Source organism: Mesobacillus boroniphilus (assembly GCF_018424685.1).
Classification (GTDB): Bacteria; Bacillota; Bacilli; order Bacillales; family Cytobacillaceae; genus Mesobacillus; species Mesobacillus boroniphilus_A.
On sequence record NZ_QTKX01000001.1, the window covers coordinates 945,155 to 964,806 of the forward strand.

Genomic DNA, 19,652 nt, shown 5'->3' on the forward strand with positions numbered 1-19,652 from the left:
AAAATATCGGCTGTCGGCTTTTTTGTTTCATTTTAACCAAAGAGAATAAATGTTAGTATAAAGGTAGGCATAGTAAGGAGGGATGTTCCATGCATCCTGTCATCTTATTTGACGGAGTCTGCAACTTTTGTGATGCCAGCGTCCAATTTATTCTGAATCGTGATTCAAAGGAAACGTTCTACTTCGCCTCGCTGCAGAGTGAAGGCGGACAGGGACTGCTAAAGAAGTATAAAGTGCGAGACGATGTGGACAGCATGATTTTGATCGAGAATGATAAGGTTTATTATAAATCGTCCGCTGCCCTGAGGATTAGCCGTCATTTGCGTGGGGCATGGAAGCTTCTTTATGTGTTCATGATCGTTCCAGCTCCAATCAGGAATATTGTGTATGATATTATCGCCAGGAATCGATACAAATGGTTTGGTCAGAAGGAAAGCTGTATGCTGCCACCGCCAAATGTGCGGAAGCGATTTTTATAAGTGAAAAACGGAAAAGCTGGCAGCCAGCTTTTCAGTTTTTTAGTTAGTGAAAGTAGATTCAGATTAACAGTATAAAGAGTTCCGGCAATGCCTAATGCTGCAAGCGGTAAAGGCTCGCCAGTCCGTGTTGGTTTTAAAGGTTTTAGTTGAGTTTGACTATTCATTCATCCGCCATCTTCAGTTTTTTAAGAGCATGACAAATATTTACCCAAAGACACAGCGCGGTAAAAAAATCGATGTGCAGAAGGGGGTGAAAGTAAAGAATAGAAAAGTCTGCAATCTATTTATGGATAAATTTTGTTAATTATATGCTACTATAATATTTAATTAGATAGATTAGGAACATTACATTTTACAAAACAAACAACCTATAGGAGCGTTCGCGATGGTACGTTTAAAAGGAATACTTATGATTGTCATTGGTGCCATGCTTTGGGGGATGACTGGGTCGATTACGGAGTGGGTGCTCGCTAACACAGAATTATCGGTTCCTTTTATCCTGACGATTCGGATGATTATTGCCGGAAGCAGCATCCTGGCGTTCCTGGCAATTAAAAAAGAGGATATTTTTACAGTTGTGAAAACACCATACTGGCGGAATCAACTAATCATATTCAGCATTCTTGGGATGGTAGGGTTACAGTACACTTTTACGATGGCCATCGAGGCGAGTAATGCTGTAGTTGCAACATTGCTGCAATTCTCTGCTCCAATATTTATTGTCCTCTATGTTTCTTTTAATCATAAAAAATGGCCGCCACGTTATCAGATGATAGGGATCGCTGGTACATTGGCCGGGCTGTACCTGTTGTTGACAAATGGTTCAATTAGCAGTTTGTTGGTTAGTCCAACCGCCTTGCTATGGGGAGTGGCGGTGGGTCTAACATTTGCTTTCTATACACTTTATCCGGCTCGCTTAATGAAGGAATGGAGCGTATTGGCGATCGTAGGCTGGAGTATGTTGTTCGGCGGGATTGTTCTTGGAGCAGTCACCCGAGTTTGGATGAGCAACGAATGGCTCATTATTGCACAGCCTAAGATGATTTTTATCATGGCCATCTTGATTTTCTTTGGCACATTGGCGTTCCTGCTATTCTTAAGCAGCATGAACTATATTACGGCAGTCGAAACTAGCATACTTTCAAGTGTTGAGCCATTAACCGTTATGGTGATTTCAGTTATATGGTTCGATACCATGCTACAAAGCGTGCAGCTGATGGGTGCCATGATCATGCTCTTATTCGTAACCTGGCTATCGATTGGTGATAAGAAGGTGTCAGTTGAAGCTCAGGTTGTTAAGCAGAATAATAGTTAATCACTAGAGTCGCCAATTTTTGGCGGCTCTTTTTTTAGTGGACTGGGTTTGAATCCTTTGACAGTGCAATACTTCTGACAGGTCTGCATGGAAACGGTGGAAAGTTGTCCGAACCCAAAGTAACTTCGGACAGGTTTAGAGGAACCCGACAGAAAGTTGTCCGAACCCAAAGTAACTTCGGACAGGTTTAGAGGAACCCGACAGAAAGCTGTCAGAAGAAAGAGCAAGTTCGGACAGGTTTGGAGGAAACCAGTGGAAAGCTGTCAGAAGAAAGAGCAAGTTCGGACAGGTTTGGAGGAAATCGGTGAAAAGCTGTCAGAAGAAAGAGCGACTTCTGACAGGTTTGAAGGAAACAAATGGAAAGCTGTCAGAAGAAAGAGCGACTTCGGACAGGTTTGGAGGAAATCGACGGAAAGCTGTCAGAAGAAAGAGCGACTTCGGACAGGTTTGGAGGAAATCGGCGGAAAGCTGTCAGAAGAAAGAGCGACTTCGGACAGGTTTGGAGGAAATCGGCGGAAAGCTGTCAGAAGAAAGAGCGACTTCGGACAGGTTTGGAGGAAACCAACGGAAAGCTGTCAGAAGTCAGTGCAAGTTAGGACAGGTTTGGAAGAAACCAGCGAAAAGTTGTCAGAACCAAGCGCACGCTCGGAATTTTTTACGTCTTAATCAAAAAACTCCATATGTCCTTTTTCTTGTTTGTAATAATCAATTCTATCTTTTAAAGTTCCTGTATGAAACTCGAATTTATGCCCATCTGGGTCCGTGAAATATATAGACTTTTTATCTTTTTCATTTCTTAGGCGGCCTGGTAAAAAGTTCACCTCCAAAACTTTCAGCTTGTTATACATAGTCTCAAACTCTACTTCATCAATTGAAAAAGCTATATGTGTATATGATTGATGTATTTCTTGACGTGGTATGTCTTTCTCAACATTAAGGGCAAGCCAAATACCATTTAAATCAAAGTAAGCGGTAGTTTTACCTTTCACTAACAATTTTGCATCAAATACATTTTTGTAAAAATCAATCGATTTCTCCAAATCAGAAACAGAAAATAATAAATGGTTTATTCCCTTTATCGACAGTATTCTCACCTCAAGGATTATATTTTTTGTAAGGGGCTACTCATTAATTTTCACCAGTAGATAGAATCCTAAGTAATCTTATAAATAAGATACCAGAAAAAACAAATTCCAAGACATTTTTAACAAAAAATCATTTCAGAAGCCATCCCAAAAATGAAGGATTTTCAAATTACATGTGGAAATTAAAGGAAGCGAAAGGGGAGCCAAAAAATGATTATTAAAAGAAAAACTTATAGAATCAAGGATGAAAAATTGAATGAGATCAACCATTTCTTTCATACCTGTGTATTTCCAAGTCATGTTAAAAATGGTGCTAAATTAATAGGCCGGTGGGTGAATGACAATAAGGACGAAATTCTGGTTATATAGGAATACAGCAGCCAGGACCATTTTGAAAGGATTGAAAGTCTACTTAAAAATAGTGAACAGTACCAGATAGGAATGAAAGAGTTAGACGAATTTTACATAGAATCCGATCAAGATTTCTTGTCTTCAACTGCTCCTTATCCTGCGGCATATCATCCACCTAAACATATAATGTCTGTTAGTGGATATATCACAAATAAGGACGGAGAATTACTTCTTGTAAGGAATTTTCATCGTTCAGACACTATGGAAATGCCGGGTGGCCAGGTAGAAGAAGGAGAAACATTAGAAGAAGCTATTCATCGTGAGATATTTGAAGAGACTGGAATAAAGGTGGACTTACTTGGTATAACAGGTATCTATCAAAACATGACGAGAGGGGTAACATGTGTAGTCTTCAAAGGCGAGTATCAGTCAGGTGAAGTTAGGACAGCTGAGCATGAAACATCGGAAGTCGTTTTTACTAAAATAACGAAAGACAACATAGAACAATTTATTACGAGGGAACAATTTAGAAACAGGGCTCTGGATGCAATGGATGCGAACTACATTCCTTATGAAGCATTTGAATCCAGACCATACAATCTAATCAGTAGATTTGAAGTAAAAAAAGAGTAGTTAACCAATTTCTTTAATGAGACATTTCCAATACAAAGTTATATAAAAAATATAGGATGTGATTCATATGAAAGCAGTTCTTTTTGACTTTGATGGCACTCTTGCTGATACATTGCCTGTGTGATTCTTGGCGTTTGAAGCTGTGTTCAGGGAATTTGACGATCGCGAGGTTACATCAGGAGAAATTAAGGCAATGTTTGGTCCTTCAGAGACTGGCATTATCCGTGAGAATCTTAAGAATAACAATCATGAAAAAGCCATTGAGTTATATTATGAAATTTATAGGGACCAACATGATAATATGGTAAAAAAAAATGAAGCAATACACACCTTACTTAGACAGTTAAAAACAAGTGGATATAAACTGGGGATAGTGACCGAAAAAGCAAGGAGAAGTATGGACTTATCTCTAGATTCCTTAGAGTTAAATAACATTTTTGATGTTATTGTTACGGGTGATGACGTTGAGTTACCAAAACCCGATCCAGAAGGAATTAATAAAGCATTAGAAGAACTGGGCCTCTCAAACAAAGAGGCAATCTTCCTGGGAGATAGTGACGCTGATATATTGGCCGGTAAACAAGCGAGTGTATATACAATTGGAGTACACTGGTTGCCAAATTTCCAGACAATTGAGTTTAGTATTCAACCAGATGAAGTATTTAGTGATATAAGTGAATTCTTACCATCCTTTCTAGAAACAAAAGTGTAAAAATGATCAGCTGCCAATTTGGCAGCTTTCTTTTTGTACTCAAGTTTATTTTTCCCAAACAGGAGGTTTCTGTTAAACGGAGTTTAAGGGTATATTAGAGACTGTGGATGGATTATTTTTAGGTAAAAACATTTAAGAATTTCTTTCGATAAGTTTTGATTGTTAGAATTAATACTACATATTAGAGGAGAGTAAAATGTCTGTTAAAATCACACCTAAGGGAGAGCAACTGATTCTTCAACAAATAGCGAATTTGGAACAAGAGTTAAAGCAAGTGCGGATTGATAAGAATATTGCATTCCATGCTTGTGGGGATGATAAGATAGCTAATCCTAATTTTCATAAATTAGAGCAAGATGAACGTGTGTTAGTGGAACGAATTCAGGATATTCAGCATGCGTATAAGACTGCAGAATTTATTAAGGTTGATGCGCGTAATACAGAAATAGTTGAAATAGGCTCGATCGTGAAGTGTGTGTTTGAGTACACTGATTTTACGGAAGAAGAAGTATATGAAATTGTCGGATACGGTGAGTCGAATATAGACGAGAACAAAATTTTCTATGATTCACCAGTTGCAAAGAAGTTAATAGGCTTAAAAATTGGTGATGAAACTGTATTGTCAGTACCTTCTGGAAAAGTGAAATGCAAGGTTTTGAAGATGTATAGCAGATGGGATGAAGTAGAGTCCAGATAAAGGATTCTATGCTGAATGAACATCGGCGCACTATACAGGTTGGAAACTTATAGCGATAACAAGTGCTAGCTGAATTGGTGCATTAATCCAAGAAGGATTAGTGCTATTTCTTGTTGAATTAGATTAATAATCGTAGTAAAGGGGACATTCCGACATGGATTTAAACGTACATATAAGACAGTTAGAGGAGAATTTATTAAAGCCCGAAGTACGTTCATCAAGAACAGAGCTTGAAAAATTATTGGCTGATGATTTCTTTGAAATCGGTAGTTCGGGAAGGGTTTTGTATAAGGGTGAAGTTATAGCTGAAGACGGGATAGGAATAGTTAAAATGAAATTGAGTGATTTTGAGATTCACCCTTTATCGGCTGATATTGTGTTGGCCACATACCGAATTTTTAATGAAATTAGTAATCAACATTCCTTGCGCAGCTCAGTATGGAAACAAAATGAGGGTGTATGGAAAATGGTATTTCATCAAGGGACCAAAACTGAAAATTAGGCTTTAGGAATAAATCAATGAAGATGCTAACGAATTTTTGTTTGTCGCTTAATTAGTTTCCAATAATACTAACTAGCGCGTTGATCCAAGGGAGAATTAACGCTTTTTATGTTGAACATACTTATTGAACGCAACAGGGTTATGGGGGATATGATGACTAACTTCAAAAATAAGATTGCCATTATTACAGGAGCAAGTAGTCAAAGTGATATAGGTACAGCAATTTGTCGCAAATTAGCTTCACAGGGGATAAATATTTTCTTTACGCATTGGAATTCGTATCATGACTGGATAGAAGAATTCCAACTAGAGATTGCAAATACAGGGGTCCTTTGTGAAACCTTAAAAATTGATTTATCAAACGCCAATGCTGCATTTGAAATACTTGATACTGTGGAAAGTAAACTCGGTTTTCCATCCATTTTGATTAATAATGCAGCTCATGCAAAGGGTGATGGGTACTTAGTGTTAGATGCTAAAACACTTGATCAACATTATGCAGTTAATATGCGATCTAATTTTCTACTTTGTGTGGAATTTGCTCGTCGTATTAAAAAATCCTCTATAGATACAGGGAGAATAATTAATTTGACATCGGGACAAGATTTGGGGCCGATGCCAGGGGAGTTAGCTTATGCAGCAACCAAGGGTGCCATTTCAGCTTTTACTAGGTCATTATCTCAAGAACTTGCGCCAATAGGAATTACGGTAAATGCTGTAAACCCAGGACCGACAGATTCAACTTGGATGAATGATGAAATAAGAGAATATCTCCTCCCTAAATTCCCAATGGGACGTATAGGGGTACCAGAAGACGTCGCACGTACTATTGCTTTTCTTGCTAGTGATGAAGCGAAATGGATAACGGGACAGGTTATAAATTCAGAGGGTGGATTTATTCGAGGGTAGAACAACAAGCGAAGCAAAAAAGAGAAAGTAGCATTACCAATCAGTATTCATAAATATTATATTCTACTAAATGGTGCATTGATTTAATAAGGAATTTACAATATTGGTTGATTGGTGGTTGATTATAATGAAGAATTGGCAATACACTTTGTATTTGTTTGTGCTCGGTGTTATTTCGTTTATCACAGGCGAAGTCGTAACCTTTGCTATGTTAGGAATTATCTTAGTAACCCTTAATAATATTCATACTACATTGGTAGAGATTTTAAATAACCAAAAGAAAGATAGCTAGACAAAAAGATATTTTATAGCGTCCTTAGTCGATAAACGGATTCTCAATTGTAAAAGTAAAAAGTTCACTTATACAGTAAAGTCATTTTCAAGAATCATTGCTCAGGAAACTCTGTTTAGGGAGGCTAAATATTTTACTTTTTGATGCTTGCTCTATATGCAATTGGTCTTTTAATGTTCGGATCAGCTATATTATTGTTCTTGGGAAAGCATGGGAAAAATTAAAGCAATAATTCTTGGACTTTTTGGTATTTGTATTATGGTATGTACAAATATAATATTTTAACTTTAAAAAATGTTGGCTGCCACAAGGCAGTTTTTTGTATGTACAAGTGGCAGCTTTCCTGTGTTTAAACTAAGTTTGAGAATAATTCACTACCATTTGTGGGGGATTCAAGAAGGATTAAAGTCCATTTTCTTAGAACTCCCTATGAACAAATAAAGCAGAAGAGTTTAAGAAGCAATTTGATGGACTTTACATGGTTTTGCTAAGGAAAATAATGTTAAAATATAATCACTAAGTTATTTTTTGGGAGTGGCTTTTAATGGTGAGATTGGTTGAGGACTTAGCAGGCGCAGTATATGATATTTTAAAATTAATCATAAGGTCGATTAGCTATTTATTTGCAGGAATGATAATTGTAGCAGTTCCAATGTTTGTCATTGTTTGGGTATTCGGTTTATTTCAGTAATCATATTCATACCCATATTCAATTATCGGGAGTAATAAATGAAGGTCTGTCAATTGTTCACCGACTATTGCATTCTTCAACTATTGAAGAAGTAAACTTTAACAAGGGATTTTGTATTTTTATGATAAAACCAATTATAGAAGAGGTAAACTTTTATGTCTATGAGTTTAATAATTATAGGTATTATTATTTTTATATTAGGGCTTTTTACACCAATTAATTTTTTATATACTTTCCCGGTTTCGATTATTGTTTTTGTATTTGGACTAATTCGTATATTGAAGAAGTAATTCAACTTTCGGGTGCGATTTTGCAAGATGGAGATCGCTCTTTTTTTATTAAACTAAACCAGTAGGTTTAAGAAAGATTAGAAAGGGTCAACCCAAACTTTGTTGAATTATAAGGTATTAGAACATTTCAAGGGGAGTTATGTATGGGTTTCTTCAAAACCACTAGAGAATTTATTGATAGTCATTATAAAACGCCAAAAGGAATTATAGGTACATATATTGGTGAAAAAATGGTAAGGCAGCACAAGACTGAAACAAATTGGTCATTAGAGCTAATGAATATTCAACAAGGGGACAGGATTTTAGAGTTAGGGTGTGGGGCAGGATATGCAATTAAATTAATTTTTGAAAAGAATTTAGCTGAAGAAATAGTCGGTTTGGACATTTCTCCAACAATTATTCGATCAGCAAGAATTAGAAACAAAAAGGCAATAAATGAAAAGAGAGTAAAACTAGTAAAAGCAAATTTCAATAAGTTGCCCTTTCATAATGAAAATTTCAATACGGTCTTCAGTATCCAGACTATTTATTTTTGGACTGATATAACTATGACATTATCAGAAATCAATAGGGTTCTAAAGCCAAAAGGAGCTGTAATCCTTACTTTTTCTGACGGGAAAGAAGACGAAACTTGGGAAAGCATAAGAGGTATTATTGAAAATCAAGTAATTCCGTCTATGAAGAATGCAGGATTTAGGGATGTCTCTTTTGCCAGAGGTCCAGATTCAAGAGGGTATCATACCGTTGCAGTTAGGGGAACTAAGAATTAAATTAACCTTTCATACTTTTTTGTTCCACGTTCGGTTGCTTATGTTGAATAAGAATGTTTATATTTTAGATGCAAAAAAACAATAACAGTAATAATAGGCTAACATTATTATTATTGGGGGTGGGAGTATGATATCAAATATAGGTGTATCTGGCTTTGTTTTGGTTTTTAATATTATTTTTCTAATTGTTGGTCTATTTATTTTGTATATAGTAATTTCAACAGCAGTCAAGGAAGGGATTAACAAATCTGTAGTTGGTCATTTTATCGAAAAAAAGTATGGAGACAAAGGCAATGAAAAATCATTTCTTGATAGTGATTTAGATAATGACAAGTAAATTGCTTGTTTCCCTAACGGATGCTTATCTTCAAGAAAGCTAAATAAGGCTTGGAGCTTATTAACCCCAAGCTTATCTGTGCAGCTTTAAGTGCCAAACGGTTTTCTGACCTTGTACTAATTCAACTACTATCACAATTCCAATCAGTCAACAATCAGGTGTAATTAAAGGACTGAATTTAAAACGGGAATTATAAGTTATGACCATCCGAAAAAAGGAAGGCTTTTGTTTATTTAGATTTGACTAAATGATAGTACTCGCGGTCGAAGATTTGGTAATAAATCCATGATGGAACTTTGTCATGATAGGTTTGGACGCTTGCTACGTTTTTCCATTGTGTTTCATGTGCAAGCAGGACTTGTTTGCGTGCAGATGCTTCGGTCGCCATCGGGAAGGCGATGGTTGGTTCTGGCAAGCCTTTATCCCGAGGGTATCGCTCTTTAAAAGTAGGTGAGAGCTTGAGTGCAAGGTTGATCATTGGTTTGGGAAGTGTGGCGAAATAAAGTCGCTTCACAGGAGAATCTTCTTTTTCCATTTCCTCCGTAATGAATTCTTTAGTTAACTTGCTCATCACTACATGGTCGGGATGTCCGTATAAACCGACTACATCATCGTAGGTAAGAACGGTTGTGGGCTTATATTGATCGATTAATTCTCGAATTGTTTGTTTGATCGCCTCATGATCCGCCTCAGCCAGGCCGCTGTCAGGATAATCATAGACTTCCAGATGGTCAATATTTAAGATTTCAGCTGATTTCTCCAATTCTATTGTCCGTGTTTCCCCTAGTTTCTCTTTAGGAACAACTCCTCCAGTACCACCGGCTTCACCTCTAGTAAAAGTAGCGAGCACACTGGTAACATCTTTATTTTTATTTAACTTATGGTACGTTCCGGCGATCATGATTTCATCATCTGGATGAGCAAAGATGGCCATGATCTTCATCGGTGCACCCTCTGGAAAAAGCTCTTCCGAAACATGGACATCCTCATCATTCACATAGAAGTTAGCATACATTACCGCTCCAGTTTATGGCAGCTATAACAGAATAAGAAAAGTTACGCGTCAGCATTTTTCTGGCGCGTTTTTGTCTTATATTAAGTTTGTTATTTTAGATAAAATTATTATGTAAACAAGTGTACGGGTAGAATAAATATCAACTTATTGACTAATATAACAAAAGAAATAAGAAAAGGAGTTTTTCTATGAATTCATATGAAATGACAAATATGATTATTGATGAGGAAGCATATGGTGAGGAACATGTAACTGTTGAACTATTATTTGAGCAACAGAATTATATTATCACTTTTCAAAAATCAGACCTTGAATTGATGAATGCTTGGGTTCTTGAGGATGGTAAAACACTGCCTGCAAACTTGTCTAAGGGTTTAATGGACTCGATAAAAGAAGACATCAAAAAGAAAATCTAGTCGATGACTAGATTTTTCTTATGCTGAGATTCCTGCACAGATCATCCCGCAGTATATCGAGTTTAATTAGTTCCTCCCGGCACCTCTTTGGAAGGCTCTTAGGTGGTTTTTTGAAGCATTTCCTAACTGGGTAAAAACCATTTTTGCATCCTCAGGCAGAGATGGGATCATTTTAAGCTTATCATACATCGCAATGTTATCAATTTCGGCCTGAACTCCTGCGTTAAAAGCATCCTTTAATGTTTCAGGTACTGAAACATATTGTTGTGCATTGTCTTCAGGAAGTTGTTTGTCGTATTTTTGAAATAAAGAAACGAGGGCGCTTATATGTTTCTGCTCTGCTGCCTTGATATTGCTAAATGGTCTGATGTTGCCGAATTTTCCAATGACAGTGTCGTAACGAGCCTGTGCAAGGTATTCGTCCTGGATGGCATATACTAAAGCTTCATCCATTGTAATCGAAGTATCATTCAGTGCACCCTTCGCCCCAAAGTCAGCAGGCACCTCAGTTTGTCCCTGGACAGCTCCGGCTAAACTCATGAATAAAAACAGGCATGCTGCAAATAGAACTAATTTTGATTTCATTGTTGTACACCCCTTATGAAAAATGATCAATCTTATTGTTTTCGTAGAGTGGAATTTGATACGTAAAAATACTTTGGGTTTAATTTGTGAGGATGATTAGATATAATAGACGTAACTTTTCAATAGGAGAGATACAATGCTTTCAAATATAGGATTCCCAGGATTAATCCTGATTCTCGTAATCGCACTGATCATCTTTGGGCCAAACAAACTTCCGGAAATTGGACGAGCGGTCGGCAAGTCGATGAAAGAATTCAAAAATGCGACGAATGGACTCACTGATGATATCAAGAAGGAAATCAGAGAAGACGACGAAGATAAGAAGAGTTAAAAAAAGCTGCCACTGGCAGCTTTTTTTGTTTCATGGGGTTCTTATGGATATCGAGATGGAAATATTAAAAAACTGTGCGTTAATCAATAACTGGACAGCATAGAACACTTATTTTCTAAAATAAATATGAATCGCAGACAACATCATGATCAACCCATTCAATAAATACAGCCCAGTAAAAAACACTGTCAGTATTCCTGCTCCCCATCCCGTGTCATCCCACGTAACACCGAGATAGAGAGTGCTGAAAAAGATTAATGGTGTTGATAGGAGAAAGCACACTCCGGCAATAACACGTCTTTTTATATTCCTCGCTGAATACTTCACTGCAAAATAATTCGCCATTCCAAACAGAGCAATATTCATTAAGAGCGTCAATATCATTCCTGCTGAATCTGGCATTTTATTTCGCTCCTTTCCTTAATTGCTTCATAATAAAGGAAAAGATAAATGAAACAATACTGCACGCGAGTATTCCAGCTGCCAGCATACCGACTCCAATTCCTGACCAGGGGTCTATCGTTGAAGCAACAACGAAGCTGGCTGCAAGTGTGAGCAATCCAATGACAAGGCTGAGGAATGAAGGAAAAAGTACTTTTCCAGGTTTTACGTAAACAGTAATGAGCATGATCAGCACTGTATATAAAAGTCCCATAGTCCAACCGCTGACTAAGGAATCGATTGTCTTCATTACAAAGTTGCTTGCCTTAAGGTCCGGCATATCAAGTGTAACTTCTTTTAGCTTGTTTGTTTCTAGGTCCACAGTCATCAACTTATATTCCTCTGGTTCTTGCGGCCAATTTTTATATTCCAAGAAGAGAATTTCATTTTTCTCGCTAAAAAAGACCGGAGAAACGACAGATGAATTCAAGTCGGTGAGCCTTTTTGTGTCTCCACTTTGCAAATCCTTAAGAAATAAATCGTATTCAAACAGGGAAGAATCGCGTGATTCATTGGCAACCGTTGTGAAAGCAGCCGCATTTCTTTCAGGTGATAGAGTCAGATGAAAGAATTCAGCAGGCATCTCACCGTTAAAATCAGCCGTGTATACTCGTTGATCTTCCAGGTCAAACGTATTCGTATCGTCAAAATCCTTGAAGAGGACTTCCTTTTTGTCAGCAGAAAAAACAAGGCTATCCATCGTATAGAAATCTCTATCAGTCAACTGCTGCATTTCGGTGCCATCAGTTTTTACGGAAAAAAGGTCAAAGCCCTCCTGAGTTTCCCCCTCAGACTTCTGAAACTCTTCTGCAGGCATGCTAGCAAAGAAAATCGTTTCATTGTCATCAGAAAAGACGGCGCCAGAAACGTGCTGTGATTGATCTGAAATTTTTTTAGGATTGGCCCCATCCACATTTGCTATGTAAAGTGACTGAATATCGTTTCTGTCTTGTGATAAATATAAAATCTTGCTGCCATCAGGTGAAAACTGAGGCTTCAAGTGATAAACCTGTTTGGGATTGCTTATTCTTTTAACATCTCTACCGTCCTGTCCGGCTGTATATATTGCTGATATACCGTTATTGAAATAGGAAAAGGCAATGCGCTGATCATCCTCTGAGATAGCTAGCCCGCTTCCAAGACCTGTATAATATTTGTAGGCATCTCGATCTGCCAATAACAAATAGCTAATGCTGAATGCCATCAACAAAGCAACGATAGCAATTGCACCTATTAATGTTTTCTTTCTATTCACTGGTCATCCCCCTTAAAAGATACCGGTTTATTTACCATATATACAATATAGTGTAAAATTACACTAATTAAAAGGGTTTTTTAGGAAAAATATATAAAATTTACATATGGCATTTTCTTACCCTGGTGGGATCAAAAGGGTCACCAAATTAGGAACAATTTGATGAAAAGGAATTCCATGGTTATTCTGAAAAATTTTAAAGGTGTTCATAATTGGACAACTTTAACCATGGTAAAATAAAAAGGAAGGATTGTTGAATACCAGGGGGTGCCGAGATGGATAAAAGGGGTAAATCAGGCAAAAGACATCCATCGAAACGAGTAATCACTGCAAGGAATGAAATGCGGTCTGCCCATTTGTTCCATGAACATGATGAAGACGATCATGACTGGGCAAGGGAAAAGAAACAAAATGTTCATTACCCATCCATTTCGCTTGGACATAACCATGGCAACAAGCAGTCTAAACTTAAAAGAAGGCAAGCTTATAAAAATCATCAAGACTATTATTAATTCTGCCCTTACTTAAGCGGCTGTCAGAGTTGGCAGCTTTTTCTTATTCCTGATATTACTGAGTTACACGCTTCTGGCAGCTTACGCTTATATCGGGCAGAACCTTTCAGAACTAGCCCCATGTTCGGACAGCATTTAGTCTTTAGTCGCAAAACCTGTCCGAGGGTTTGTACATTTTAAAAAAAACTCAAAGGATTTGCATCCTATCTGTCTGGATTTTTTATATAACCTAACCGGTAAAAAGTGGTATAATTGGGAAGTGTGAAAAAAGGACTTGCTTAAAGGGAGGGTCTTCCATTCAGCTCACGCTTTCTGCCATTGCCTTTTTAACAATAGTTTTCCTAAGCATTTTCATAATAAGAACTAAAGCCAAAAGGGAACTGAGAGCGATTGTAGGCTTGATTTTCTTATCAACTTCCTCTGTAGGGATTGCCTTGGTGTTAAGTTCGATGTATTCCCTGTTGTTTTATGGATTGCAGTTAATATTGTTGCTGATGGCCATAATCCTAGCGTTGAAGGAACAGAAAAAACAAAAAGAAAAAGAAGTTTAATGTAGAAGGTCAACGACATTTATATGACTCACAGATGTTTACCAGAACAGTACCCATTGCAAACAAAACGGACAAGCTAGTCTGTTTATTTTTTGATTCTGAAAAAAACAAAAATGTTGAATATTTTCCTGAAAAAATATAGAGTATTATAGTCTCTACCATTAATTTATTGGTAAGTTTATCTATTGCTTTTATATGGTATATGGTAATAGTTAAATGATGTAGACATAGAATGACACTCAGTTAAATAAGCAATATTCATGTGGATTGTGCGAGGCTTAATGGGTAATTCTATTGTTAATGAGACATTTACATAAGAGTTGTGGAAGAGGAAGGAGAGAGGTTGATGGAATCAATTTGGCTTGAATATGCCTGGGCATTGTTGATATTGATCGGTCTTGAAGGATTGCTATCGGCTGACAATGCTCTTGTACTGGCTATCATAGCGAAACATTTACCTGATGACCAGAAGAAAAAGGCGATTAGTTATGGAATATTGATGGCGTTTGTTTTTAGATTTGGGGCACTTTTTGCTATTTCCTTCATTGCAAATGTCTGGCAGGTTCAGGCAATCGGTGCAGCCTACCTACTATATCTGGGACTGAAGCATGTCATCCAGGCTAAGTTTGGTAAGGAAAATGAAAATATCCATAAGGAAGATGAGAAGGAAGCAAGAGGAATGGGCTTCTGGCCGACTGTTGGGAAAATCGGTTTAGCAGACCTTGCGTTTGCGATTGATTCAATTCTTGCTGCTGTTGCTCTTGCCCTTGGACTGCCAGACTCACCGCTAGGAGATTTCGGCGGCATGGATGGTGGGAAATTTATCGTTGTCGTGCTTGGAGGAATTGCCGGTCTGATCTTAATAAAATACGCGGCTACCTGGTTTGTTAAGCTGCTTGATCAGCGACCAGCATTGGAAACAACTGCCTACGCAATCGTGGCGTGGGTCGGTGTAAAGCTTGCAGTCATTACCCTTGCTCATGAAGAAATTGCAATCTTAGACCATGATTTTCCACATAGTACACTCTGGACAACAATATTCTATGGGGTATTGGTAGCAATAGCCCTTATCGGATGGTTTGCTCCAGCGAAAAAAACTAAGGGTGAAGGCAACTCTTTATAATTAATGATGCAAAAAGTGCGTGTAATCCGAAAATGGATTGCCGCACTTTTTTTGTTGTTTCAATAATCCTGAATCTTCTGAAAGTTTATCTGTTCTTCCGCGTGGAATAGTCATTTATAAGGATAAGTTGATAATCCCTCGTAAAGGAGTGTTGATATGAAAGCAGCAGAATTAATGATTAAATGTCTGGAACGTGAGGGTGTTGAATATATATTCGGTGTTCCTGGAGAGGAAAACCTTGATATTATGGACGCTCTCCTTGATTCGAGTATTGAATTCGTAGTAACTAGGCATGAAACCAATGCCGCTTTTATGGCGGGAACATATGGAAGACTAACCGGTAAGCCAGGGGTATGCCTTGCGACTCTTGGACCAGGAGCGACCAATCTTTTAACAGGGGTAGCCAACTCAAATATGGACCACAGTCCGATCGTTGCGATCACAGGACAGGCAGGGTTGGATCGCCAGCATAAAATTTCCCACCAATATTATGATCTGGTTTCCATCTTTGAACCGGTAACGAAGTGGAATACCCAGGTGAAAAAAGCGGAAATCATTCCCGAGGTTGTCCGAAAAGCATTTGATGTAGCACAAGGGGATAAGCCTGGAGCCACTCATATAGACTTGCCGGAGGATATTGCCGCAATGGAAGTGGATGGAAATCCTCTGGACATCAGTGAACCGACAACCATGGAAGCAGGGGATCGTGTCATCAAGGAGGCAGCTAAGCTTATTGAAAAGGCAAAACATCCGTTGATCCTTGCTGGAATGGGTGTTGAAAGGGGACAAGCTGAAGAAAGTCTAAGAGTTTTTGCGGAAAAAGCAGATCTCCCCGTCGTTCATACGTTCATGGGGAAAGGAGCGATTTCCTGGAAAAATGATTTAAGTCTATTAACTGCTGGTATCAGCGGCAAGGACTATATTACATGTGGATTTGCACAGTCTGACTTGATCATTGCGATCGGTTTTGACATGGCTGAATATCCTCCAAAAAACTGGAATCCTGATGGAGAAAGCCCTATTTTACACATCGATACAACAGAAGCCGAAACAGATGCCAATTATCCTGTTAAACATAGCGTGATTGGAGATATAAATGAAAACCTTAAGCAATTGGAGAAGGTCATCTCATCAATGGAAAGGGATAACAAGTGGGTAGCAGAAGTCAGAGAAAAAACGCTGAATGAATTCCAGTCTTATGCTGATGATACAAGTTTTCCGGTCAAACCGCAGAAAATCATTCATGACCTCAGGGATGTGATGAACGATGAGGATATTGTAATCTCGGATGTCGGGGCCCATAAAATGTGGATGGCGAGAATGTACCATACTTTTAAACCAAACACCTGCCTGATTTCTAACGGTTTGGCTTCAATGGGTATAGCAGTCCCAGCCGCAATCTCTGCAAAAATGATCCATCCTGAACGGAATGTTGTTGCGGTAGTTGGCGACGGAGCCTTCCAAATGTCCAGTGCAGAACTTGAGACGGCAATGAGATTGAATCTGCCAATTATTATCCTCTTATGGCGAGATGGCGGGTACGGCCTGATTGAATGGAAGCAGATGAAGGAGTTTAACAGGCCATCGAATATCAAGTTCGGGAATCCTGATTTTATCCAGCTTGCAAAATCATACGGTTTCGAAGCGATTGGGATAGAAGAAGGAGGAGAGCTGAAGGATGCCATCAAGAAAGCGGCCGAATTGAATAAACCAGTTTTAATTGATTGCCCTGTGGACTATAGCGAAAACATGAAGCTGACCGAAAAGCTGGGTGAAATCTTATGCTAGGAACAGGAGGGAAAGTGATGAAAATTGCTTCAATCATCAACGGTGCTGAAAGGATAGATGGCAGCGGTGAAAAGATGGAAGTGAGGAATCCATACAGCGGCGAACTGGTTGCTGAGATGTTCCTTGCTGATGAAAAGGAAATGGAAGAGGCGATCGAGAACAGCCGCCAGACTTTCCAGCAAAAGATGAAGACGATGCCGGCACACGAGCGGGCTGATATTCTTCTTAGGGCATCCGAACTTTTGGAAGAAAAGAAAGAGGAGTTTGCCGAAATCATTGCAATGGAAGCGGGAAAGCCGCTGAAGCATAGCCGGGCAGAGATTATGCGATCAATCCAAATCCTTCGATTCTCAAGCGAACTGTCTAAACATACGGCAGGGGAAGTGGTACCAATGGATGCAGCTCTCCGCGGGGATAACCGAATGGGCATGGTGAAGCGGGTGCCAATGGGGGTAATTGGTGCAATCACACCGTTTAACTTCCCGTTGAATTTATCACTTCATAAGATTGCCCCTGCAATCGCCGCTGGGAATACAGTTATTTTTAAGCCTGCTGAGAAAACGCCTGTATCAGCATATATGCTTGCGAAGCTCTTCAAGGATGCAGGATTGCCCGACGGAGCGCTGAACCTGGTCCTTAGCACCGGTAAAACGGCAGGAACCACTCTCGTCCCGCATAAGGATGTACCAAAGATCACCTTTACCGGCAGTTTGACAGTCGGGAAAATCATTCGCGATACAGCCGGTTTTAAAAAGGTTACAATGGAGCTCGGTTCAAATTCGCCGAATATCGTCTTTGAGGATGCCGATATTGATGATGCTGTAGATAGGCTGGTCAACGCAGCCTTCGGGTATTCAGGCCAGGTATGTGTTTCCGCCCAAAGAATTTATGTCCAGCAAGGTATTTATGACGAGTTCCTCAAGAAGTACATTGAAGCAACGAATCAAATGAAAATCGGCGACCCGCTGGAAGAGGAAACGGATTTTGGTCCGATGATTGATGAAAACGCGGCAAAAAGAATCCAGGAATGGGTGGAAGAAGCAAGAGACCAGGGAGCTACTGTTGAAACTGGTGGCGAAAGAAAGGGAACGATGATGCACCCGACGATCATCACAAATGTAAAAAAGGACATGAAAGTCGTTAGGGAAGAAGCCTTTGCTCCTATTGTTACCGTGATTCCGTTTAAAACGGAAGAAGAAGCGGTTGAAAATACAAATGACTCCATCTATGGACTTCAGGCAGGCGTATTTACGAAAGATATCAGCCGCGCTTATCGAGTCGCAGACAGCCTCGAAATGGGAGGCGTCTGGATCAACGACTCATCCGTATACCGTCAGGACAATTACCCATATGGCGGCGTGAAACTAAGCGGACTAGGCAGAGAAGGCGTCAAGTATGCGATGGAAGAAATGACTGAGATGAAGTTTATTGGGGCTAGATTATAAAAGTAAAAGACCACTTTCCAGGGATGGGAAGTGGTCTTTTTAATGTGATGTAAAACAGTATGACAGGTCAATATAGATACCCATTAAAACTATATTATTTATAATCTCACTTACTTTCCCAGCCAGTCTTTCAATTGAACGAAACTTTCCTTCGCATCTTTATAACCAACTTCGTACAATTGAGTCAGTTTTTCGGGATTGCGCTCAACTCTTCCTACTTTCAAATCCTTTGATGGTCTAATGACGAAGACTTCTTTTTTAGCTTCAAGTTCTTCGATGTAGTCCAGCGTTTCGTTATACAGCTTATAGCGTTTTTCGAGCACGGTGTGCAGCCCTTTGAACTCCTTATACACATATCGTGGCAGCCAGGACAGGGAAGATTTTTTCTTACGATATCCTTTTGGTTTCGTCAGAACAATTACGCTTCTTTCAACCCCATCAGCCAGCGCTTTCCTAACTGGAATAGGGTCCGCAATGCCGCCATCCATCAGCGTTCGGCCCTGGAACTCGATGGCCGGTGCCATGAAAGGTAGTGTACTGGAAGCTCTGATGATTTTCAGGAAGTCCTTAGGAACATCATTTTTATCAAAATAAACTGGTTCGCCTGTGATACAATCAGTCGTGCCAACAAGAAACTTTTCCTCAGCGCTGTTGAAAGTTTCAAAATCAAACGGAACGAGCTCATTTGGAAGCTTATCAAAAATGAAATCCATCCCGAATAATTCTTTTTTTAATAATAAATTCCGGTAAGAAATATAATCCCGGTGTTTTACATAATCAATCGTGACTTGCTTGTTCCGGCCCGGCTGCCTGGCAACATAGGAAGATCCCTGGCATGCACCTGCAGATACCCCGATGACATACGGGAAAAATAAGTCATTTTCTAAAAAACACTCCAGCACTCCGGCAGTGTAGACACCTCTCATGCCTCCACCCTCAAGGATCAAACCACTGCTAAACACTCGTACTCCCCCTTAATATCTATTTCTATCAGTCTCATGTTGTTTTCTATAAAAATAGTCTATCACAGAGTATGCAAATTTTTACAAGTTATGATTGTGAAAAAACAATTTCTCGGACGGCCACCTTAGAGATAAAGAGAAAAGGAGCTGTAATATTTTATTAGT

At 39.0% G+C, this 19,652-nt stretch carries 23 protein-coding genes; 17 read left to right on the forward strand and 6 right to left on the reverse strand.

The genetic code is table 11. The features are described 5' to 3' along the window. The first annotated feature begins 89 nt into the window (after positions 1 to 89). The 3 genes from DYI25_RS04750 to DYI25_RS04760 all read left to right on the forward strand — a co-directional run bounded on the left by DYI25_RS04750 (position 90) and on the right by DYI25_RS04760 (position 2,460). On the forward strand, positions 90 to 479 hold the full coding sequence (locus tag DYI25_RS04750) for a thiol-disulfide oxidoreductase DCC family protein (protein WP_213367294.1): 390 nt from the start codon (positions 90 to 92) through the stop codon (positions 477 to 479). A gap of 385 nt (positions 480 to 864) precedes the next feature. Beyond that, positions 865 to 1,794, forward strand: coding sequence for a DMT family transporter (locus tag DYI25_RS04755; protein WP_213367295.1), 930 nt, complete (start codon positions 865 to 867; stop codon positions 1,792 to 1,794). A 252-nt stretch (positions 1,795 to 2,046) separates the two neighbouring features. Continuing rightward, positions 2,047 to 2,460 (forward strand): hypothetical protein, encoded by a 414-nt coding sequence (locus DYI25_RS04760; RefSeq protein WP_213367296.1) that lies wholly within the window; start codon positions 2,047 to 2,049, stop codon positions 2,458 to 2,460. On the opposite strand, the gene fosM is transcribed toward DYI25_RS04760, so the two are convergent. Beyond that, on the reverse strand, positions 2,457 to 2,879 hold the full coding sequence (gene fosM / locus DYI25_RS04765) for a FosM family fosfomycin resistance protein (protein WP_213369408.1): 423 nt from the start codon (positions 2,877 to 2,879) through the stop codon (positions 2,457 to 2,459). The two genes, DYI25_RS04760 and fosM, sit on opposite strands and share 4 nt — an antisense overlap. A gap of 441 nt (positions 2,880 to 3,320) precedes the next feature. Between fosM and DYI25_RS04770 the strand changes: the two genes are divergently transcribed. The 8 genes from DYI25_RS04770 to DYI25_RS04805 all read left to right on the forward strand — a co-directional run bounded on the left by DYI25_RS04770 (position 3,321) and on the right by DYI25_RS04805 (position 9,063). Continuing rightward, positions 3,321 to 3,863 carry an NUDIX hydrolase gene (locus DYI25_RS04770; protein ID WP_213367297.1) on the forward strand — a complete coding sequence of 181 codons (543 nt, stop codon included), beginning with the start codon at positions 3,321 to 3,323 and terminating at the stop codon, positions 3,861 to 3,863. Between the two features lie 127 nt (positions 3,864 to 3,990). Then, complete coding sequence (locus DYI25_RS04775) at positions 3,991 to 4,575, forward strand: HAD family hydrolase (protein WP_249745242.1); 585 nt, start codon at positions 3,991 to 3,993, stop codon at positions 4,573 to 4,575. Between the two features lie 196 nt (positions 4,576 to 4,771). After that, positions 4,772 to 5,272: a GreA/GreB family elongation factor gene (locus DYI25_RS04780; RefSeq protein WP_213367298.1), complete on the forward strand. Its 501-nt coding sequence runs from the start codon at positions 4,772 to 4,774 to the stop codon at positions 5,270 to 5,272. Positions 5,273 to 5,426: 154 nt separating this feature from the next. After that, the gene (locus DYI25_RS04785) at positions 5,427 to 5,774 is read left to right on the forward strand and encodes a DUF4440 domain-containing protein (RefSeq protein ID WP_213367299.1); all 348 of its coding nucleotides are present in this window, start codon (positions 5,427 to 5,429) and stop codon (positions 5,772 to 5,774) included. A 153-nt stretch (positions 5,775 to 5,927) separates the two neighbouring features. Then, positions 5,928 to 6,683 carry an SDR family oxidoreductase gene (locus DYI25_RS04790; protein ID WP_213369409.1) on the forward strand — a complete coding sequence of 252 codons (756 nt, stop codon included), beginning with the start codon at positions 5,928 to 5,930 and terminating at the stop codon, positions 6,681 to 6,683. A gap of 836 nt (positions 6,684 to 7,519) precedes the next feature. Beyond that, positions 7,520 to 7,666 (forward strand): hypothetical protein, encoded by a 147-nt coding sequence (locus DYI25_RS04795; RefSeq protein WP_213367300.1) that lies wholly within the window; start codon positions 7,520 to 7,522, stop codon positions 7,664 to 7,666. Positions 7,667 to 8,099: 433 nt separating this feature from the next. After that, a complete protein-coding gene (locus DYI25_RS04800; protein WP_213367301.1) occupies positions 8,100 to 8,726 on the forward strand; it encodes a class I SAM-dependent methyltransferase in 627 nt (208 codons plus the stop codon). A 127-nt stretch (positions 8,727 to 8,853) separates the two neighbouring features. Further along, entirely contained in the window at positions 8,854 to 9,063 is a 210-nt protein-coding gene (locus DYI25_RS04805; protein WP_213367302.1) for a hypothetical protein, read from the forward strand. A gap of 229 nt (positions 9,064 to 9,292) precedes the next feature. Here the strand turns inward: DYI25_RS04805 and DYI25_RS04810 are convergent, their stop codons facing one another. Beyond that, complete coding sequence (locus tag DYI25_RS04810) at positions 9,293 to 10,078, reverse strand: PIG-L deacetylase family protein (RefSeq protein ID WP_213367303.1); 786 nt, start codon at positions 10,076 to 10,078, stop codon at positions 9,293 to 9,295. A 188-nt stretch (positions 10,079 to 10,266) separates the two neighbouring features. Here DYI25_RS04810 and DYI25_RS04815 point away from each other — a divergent pair, with 188 nt between their 5' ends. Further along, positions 10,267 to 10,494 carry a hypothetical protein gene (locus tag DYI25_RS04815; RefSeq protein ID WP_213367304.1) on the forward strand — a complete coding sequence of 76 codons (228 nt, stop codon included), beginning with the start codon at positions 10,267 to 10,269 and terminating at the stop codon, positions 10,492 to 10,494. 66 nt (positions 10,495 to 10,560) lie between these two features. Here DYI25_RS04815 and DYI25_RS04820 read toward each other — a convergent pair whose 3' ends face one another. Beyond that, a complete protein-coding gene (locus DYI25_RS04820; RefSeq protein WP_249745243.1) occupies positions 10,561 to 11,079 on the reverse strand; it encodes a ferritin-like domain-containing protein in 519 nt (172 codons plus the stop codon). A gap of 136 nt (positions 11,080 to 11,215) precedes the next feature. Here DYI25_RS04820 and tatA point away from each other — a divergent pair, with 136 nt between their 5' ends. After that, positions 11,216 to 11,410, forward strand: a complete 195-nt coding sequence (tatA, locus tag DYI25_RS04825; protein ID WP_213367305.1) for a twin-arginine translocase TatA/TatE family subunit — start codon at positions 11,216 to 11,218, stop codon at positions 11,408 to 11,410. A gap of 108 nt (positions 11,411 to 11,518) precedes the next feature. On the opposite strand, the gene DYI25_RS04830 is transcribed toward tatA, so the two are convergent. Both DYI25_RS04830 and DYI25_RS04835 read right to left on the reverse strand, forming a co-directional pair. Further along, the gene (locus DYI25_RS04830; protein ID WP_213367306.1) at positions 11,519 to 11,812 is read right to left on the reverse strand and encodes a hypothetical protein; all 294 of its coding nucleotides are present in this window, start codon (positions 11,810 to 11,812) and stop codon (positions 11,519 to 11,521) included. 1 nt (position 11,813) lies between these two features. Further along, a complete protein-coding gene (locus DYI25_RS04835) occupies positions 11,814 to 13,106 on the reverse strand; it encodes a TolB family protein (protein ID WP_213367307.1) in 1,293 nt (430 codons plus the stop codon). A 275-nt stretch (positions 13,107 to 13,381) separates the two neighbouring features. Here DYI25_RS04835 and DYI25_RS04840 point away from each other — a divergent pair, with 275 nt between their 5' ends. The 4 genes from DYI25_RS04840 to DYI25_RS04855 all read left to right on the forward strand — a co-directional run bounded on the left by DYI25_RS04840 (position 13,382) and on the right by DYI25_RS04855 (position 18,525). After that, complete coding sequence (locus DYI25_RS04840; RefSeq protein WP_213367308.1) at positions 13,382 to 13,618, forward strand: hypothetical protein; 237 nt, start codon at positions 13,382 to 13,384, stop codon at positions 13,616 to 13,618. 897 nt (positions 13,619 to 14,515) lie between these two features. Beyond that, the gene (locus tag DYI25_RS04845; protein WP_213367309.1) at positions 14,516 to 15,292 is read left to right on the forward strand and encodes a TerC family protein; all 777 of its coding nucleotides are present in this window, start codon (positions 14,516 to 14,518) and stop codon (positions 15,290 to 15,292) included. Positions 15,293 to 15,448: 156 nt separating this feature from the next. Next, positions 15,449 to 17,080 carry an acetolactate synthase large subunit gene (locus tag DYI25_RS04850; protein WP_213367310.1) on the forward strand — a complete coding sequence of 544 codons (1,632 nt, stop codon included), beginning with the start codon at positions 15,449 to 15,451 and terminating at the stop codon, positions 17,078 to 17,080. A gap of 17 nt (positions 17,081 to 17,097) precedes the next feature. Continuing rightward, positions 17,098 to 18,525 (forward strand): aldehyde dehydrogenase family protein, encoded by a 1,428-nt coding sequence (locus DYI25_RS04855; RefSeq protein WP_213367311.1) that lies wholly within the window; start codon positions 17,098 to 17,100, stop codon positions 18,523 to 18,525. A 110-nt stretch (positions 18,526 to 18,635) separates the two neighbouring features. On the opposite strand, the gene DYI25_RS04860 is transcribed toward DYI25_RS04855, so the two are convergent. Then, positions 18,636 to 19,487 (reverse strand): patatin-like phospholipase family protein, encoded by an 852-nt coding sequence (locus tag DYI25_RS04860; protein ID WP_213367312.1) that lies wholly within the window; start codon positions 19,485 to 19,487, stop codon positions 18,636 to 18,638. Between the last annotated feature and the right edge of the window lie 165 nt (positions 19,488 to 19,652).

What these genes read in the sequence shown, in the direction of transcription:
- DYI25_RS04750 (WP_213367294.1), top strand. Translation starts at nt 90, where the DNA reads ATGCATCCTGTCATCTTATTTGACGGAGTCTGCAACTTTTGTGATGCC.
- DYI25_RS04755 (WP_213367295.1), top strand. Translation starts at nt 865, where the DNA reads ATGGTACGTTTAAAAGGAATACTTATGATTGTCATTGGTGCCATGCTT.
- DYI25_RS04770 (WP_213367297.1), top strand. Translation starts at nt 3,321, where the DNA reads ATGAAAGAGTTAGACGAATTTTACATAGAATCCGATCAAGATTTCTTG.
- DYI25_RS04780 (WP_213367298.1), top strand. Translation starts at nt 4,772, where the DNA reads ATGTCTGTTAAAATCACACCTAAGGGAGAGCAACTGATTCTTCAACAA.
- DYI25_RS04785 (WP_213367299.1), top strand. Translation starts at nt 5,427, where the DNA reads ATGGATTTAAACGTACATATAAGACAGTTAGAGGAGAATTTATTAAAG.
- DYI25_RS04790 (WP_213369409.1), top strand. Translation starts at nt 5,928, where the DNA reads ATGACTAACTTCAAAAATAAGATTGCCATTATTACAGGAGCAAGTAGT.
- DYI25_RS04795 (WP_213367300.1), top strand. Translation starts at nt 7,520, where the DNA reads ATGGTGAGATTGGTTGAGGACTTAGCAGGCGCAGTATATGATATTTTA.
- DYI25_RS04800 (WP_213367301.1), top strand. Translation starts at nt 8,100, where the DNA reads ATGGGTTTCTTCAAAACCACTAGAGAATTTATTGATAGTCATTATAAA.
- DYI25_RS04805 (WP_213367302.1), top strand. Translation starts at nt 8,854, where the DNA reads ATGATATCAAATATAGGTGTATCTGGCTTTGTTTTGGTTTTTAATATT.
- DYI25_RS04810 (WP_213367303.1), bottom strand. Translation starts at nt 10,078, where the DNA reads ATGTATGCTAACTTCTATGTGAATGATGAGGATGTCCATGTTTCGGAA.
- DYI25_RS04815 (WP_213367304.1), top strand. Translation starts at nt 10,267, where the DNA reads ATGAATTCATATGAAATGACAAATATGATTATTGATGAGGAAGCATAT.
- DYI25_RS04820 (WP_249745243.1), bottom strand. Translation starts at nt 11,079, where the DNA reads ATGAAATCAAAATTAGTTCTATTTGCAGCATGCCTGTTTTTATTCATG.
- tatA (WP_213367305.1), top strand. Translation starts at nt 11,216, where the DNA reads ATGCTTTCAAATATAGGATTCCCAGGATTAATCCTGATTCTCGTAATC.
- DYI25_RS04830 (WP_213367306.1), bottom strand. Translation starts at nt 11,812, where the DNA reads ATGCCAGATTCAGCAGGAATGATATTGACGCTCTTAATGAATATTGCT.
- DYI25_RS04840 (WP_213367308.1), top strand. Translation starts at nt 13,382, where the DNA reads ATGGATAAAAGGGGTAAATCAGGCAAAAGACATCCATCGAAACGAGTA.
- DYI25_RS04845 (WP_213367309.1), top strand. Translation starts at nt 14,516, where the DNA reads ATGGAATCAATTTGGCTTGAATATGCCTGGGCATTGTTGATATTGATC.
- DYI25_RS04850 (WP_213367310.1), top strand. Translation starts at nt 15,449, where the DNA reads ATGAAAGCAGCAGAATTAATGATTAAATGTCTGGAACGTGAGGGTGTT.
- DYI25_RS04855 (WP_213367311.1), top strand. Translation starts at nt 17,098, where the DNA reads ATGAAAATTGCTTCAATCATCAACGGTGCTGAAAGGATAGATGGCAGC.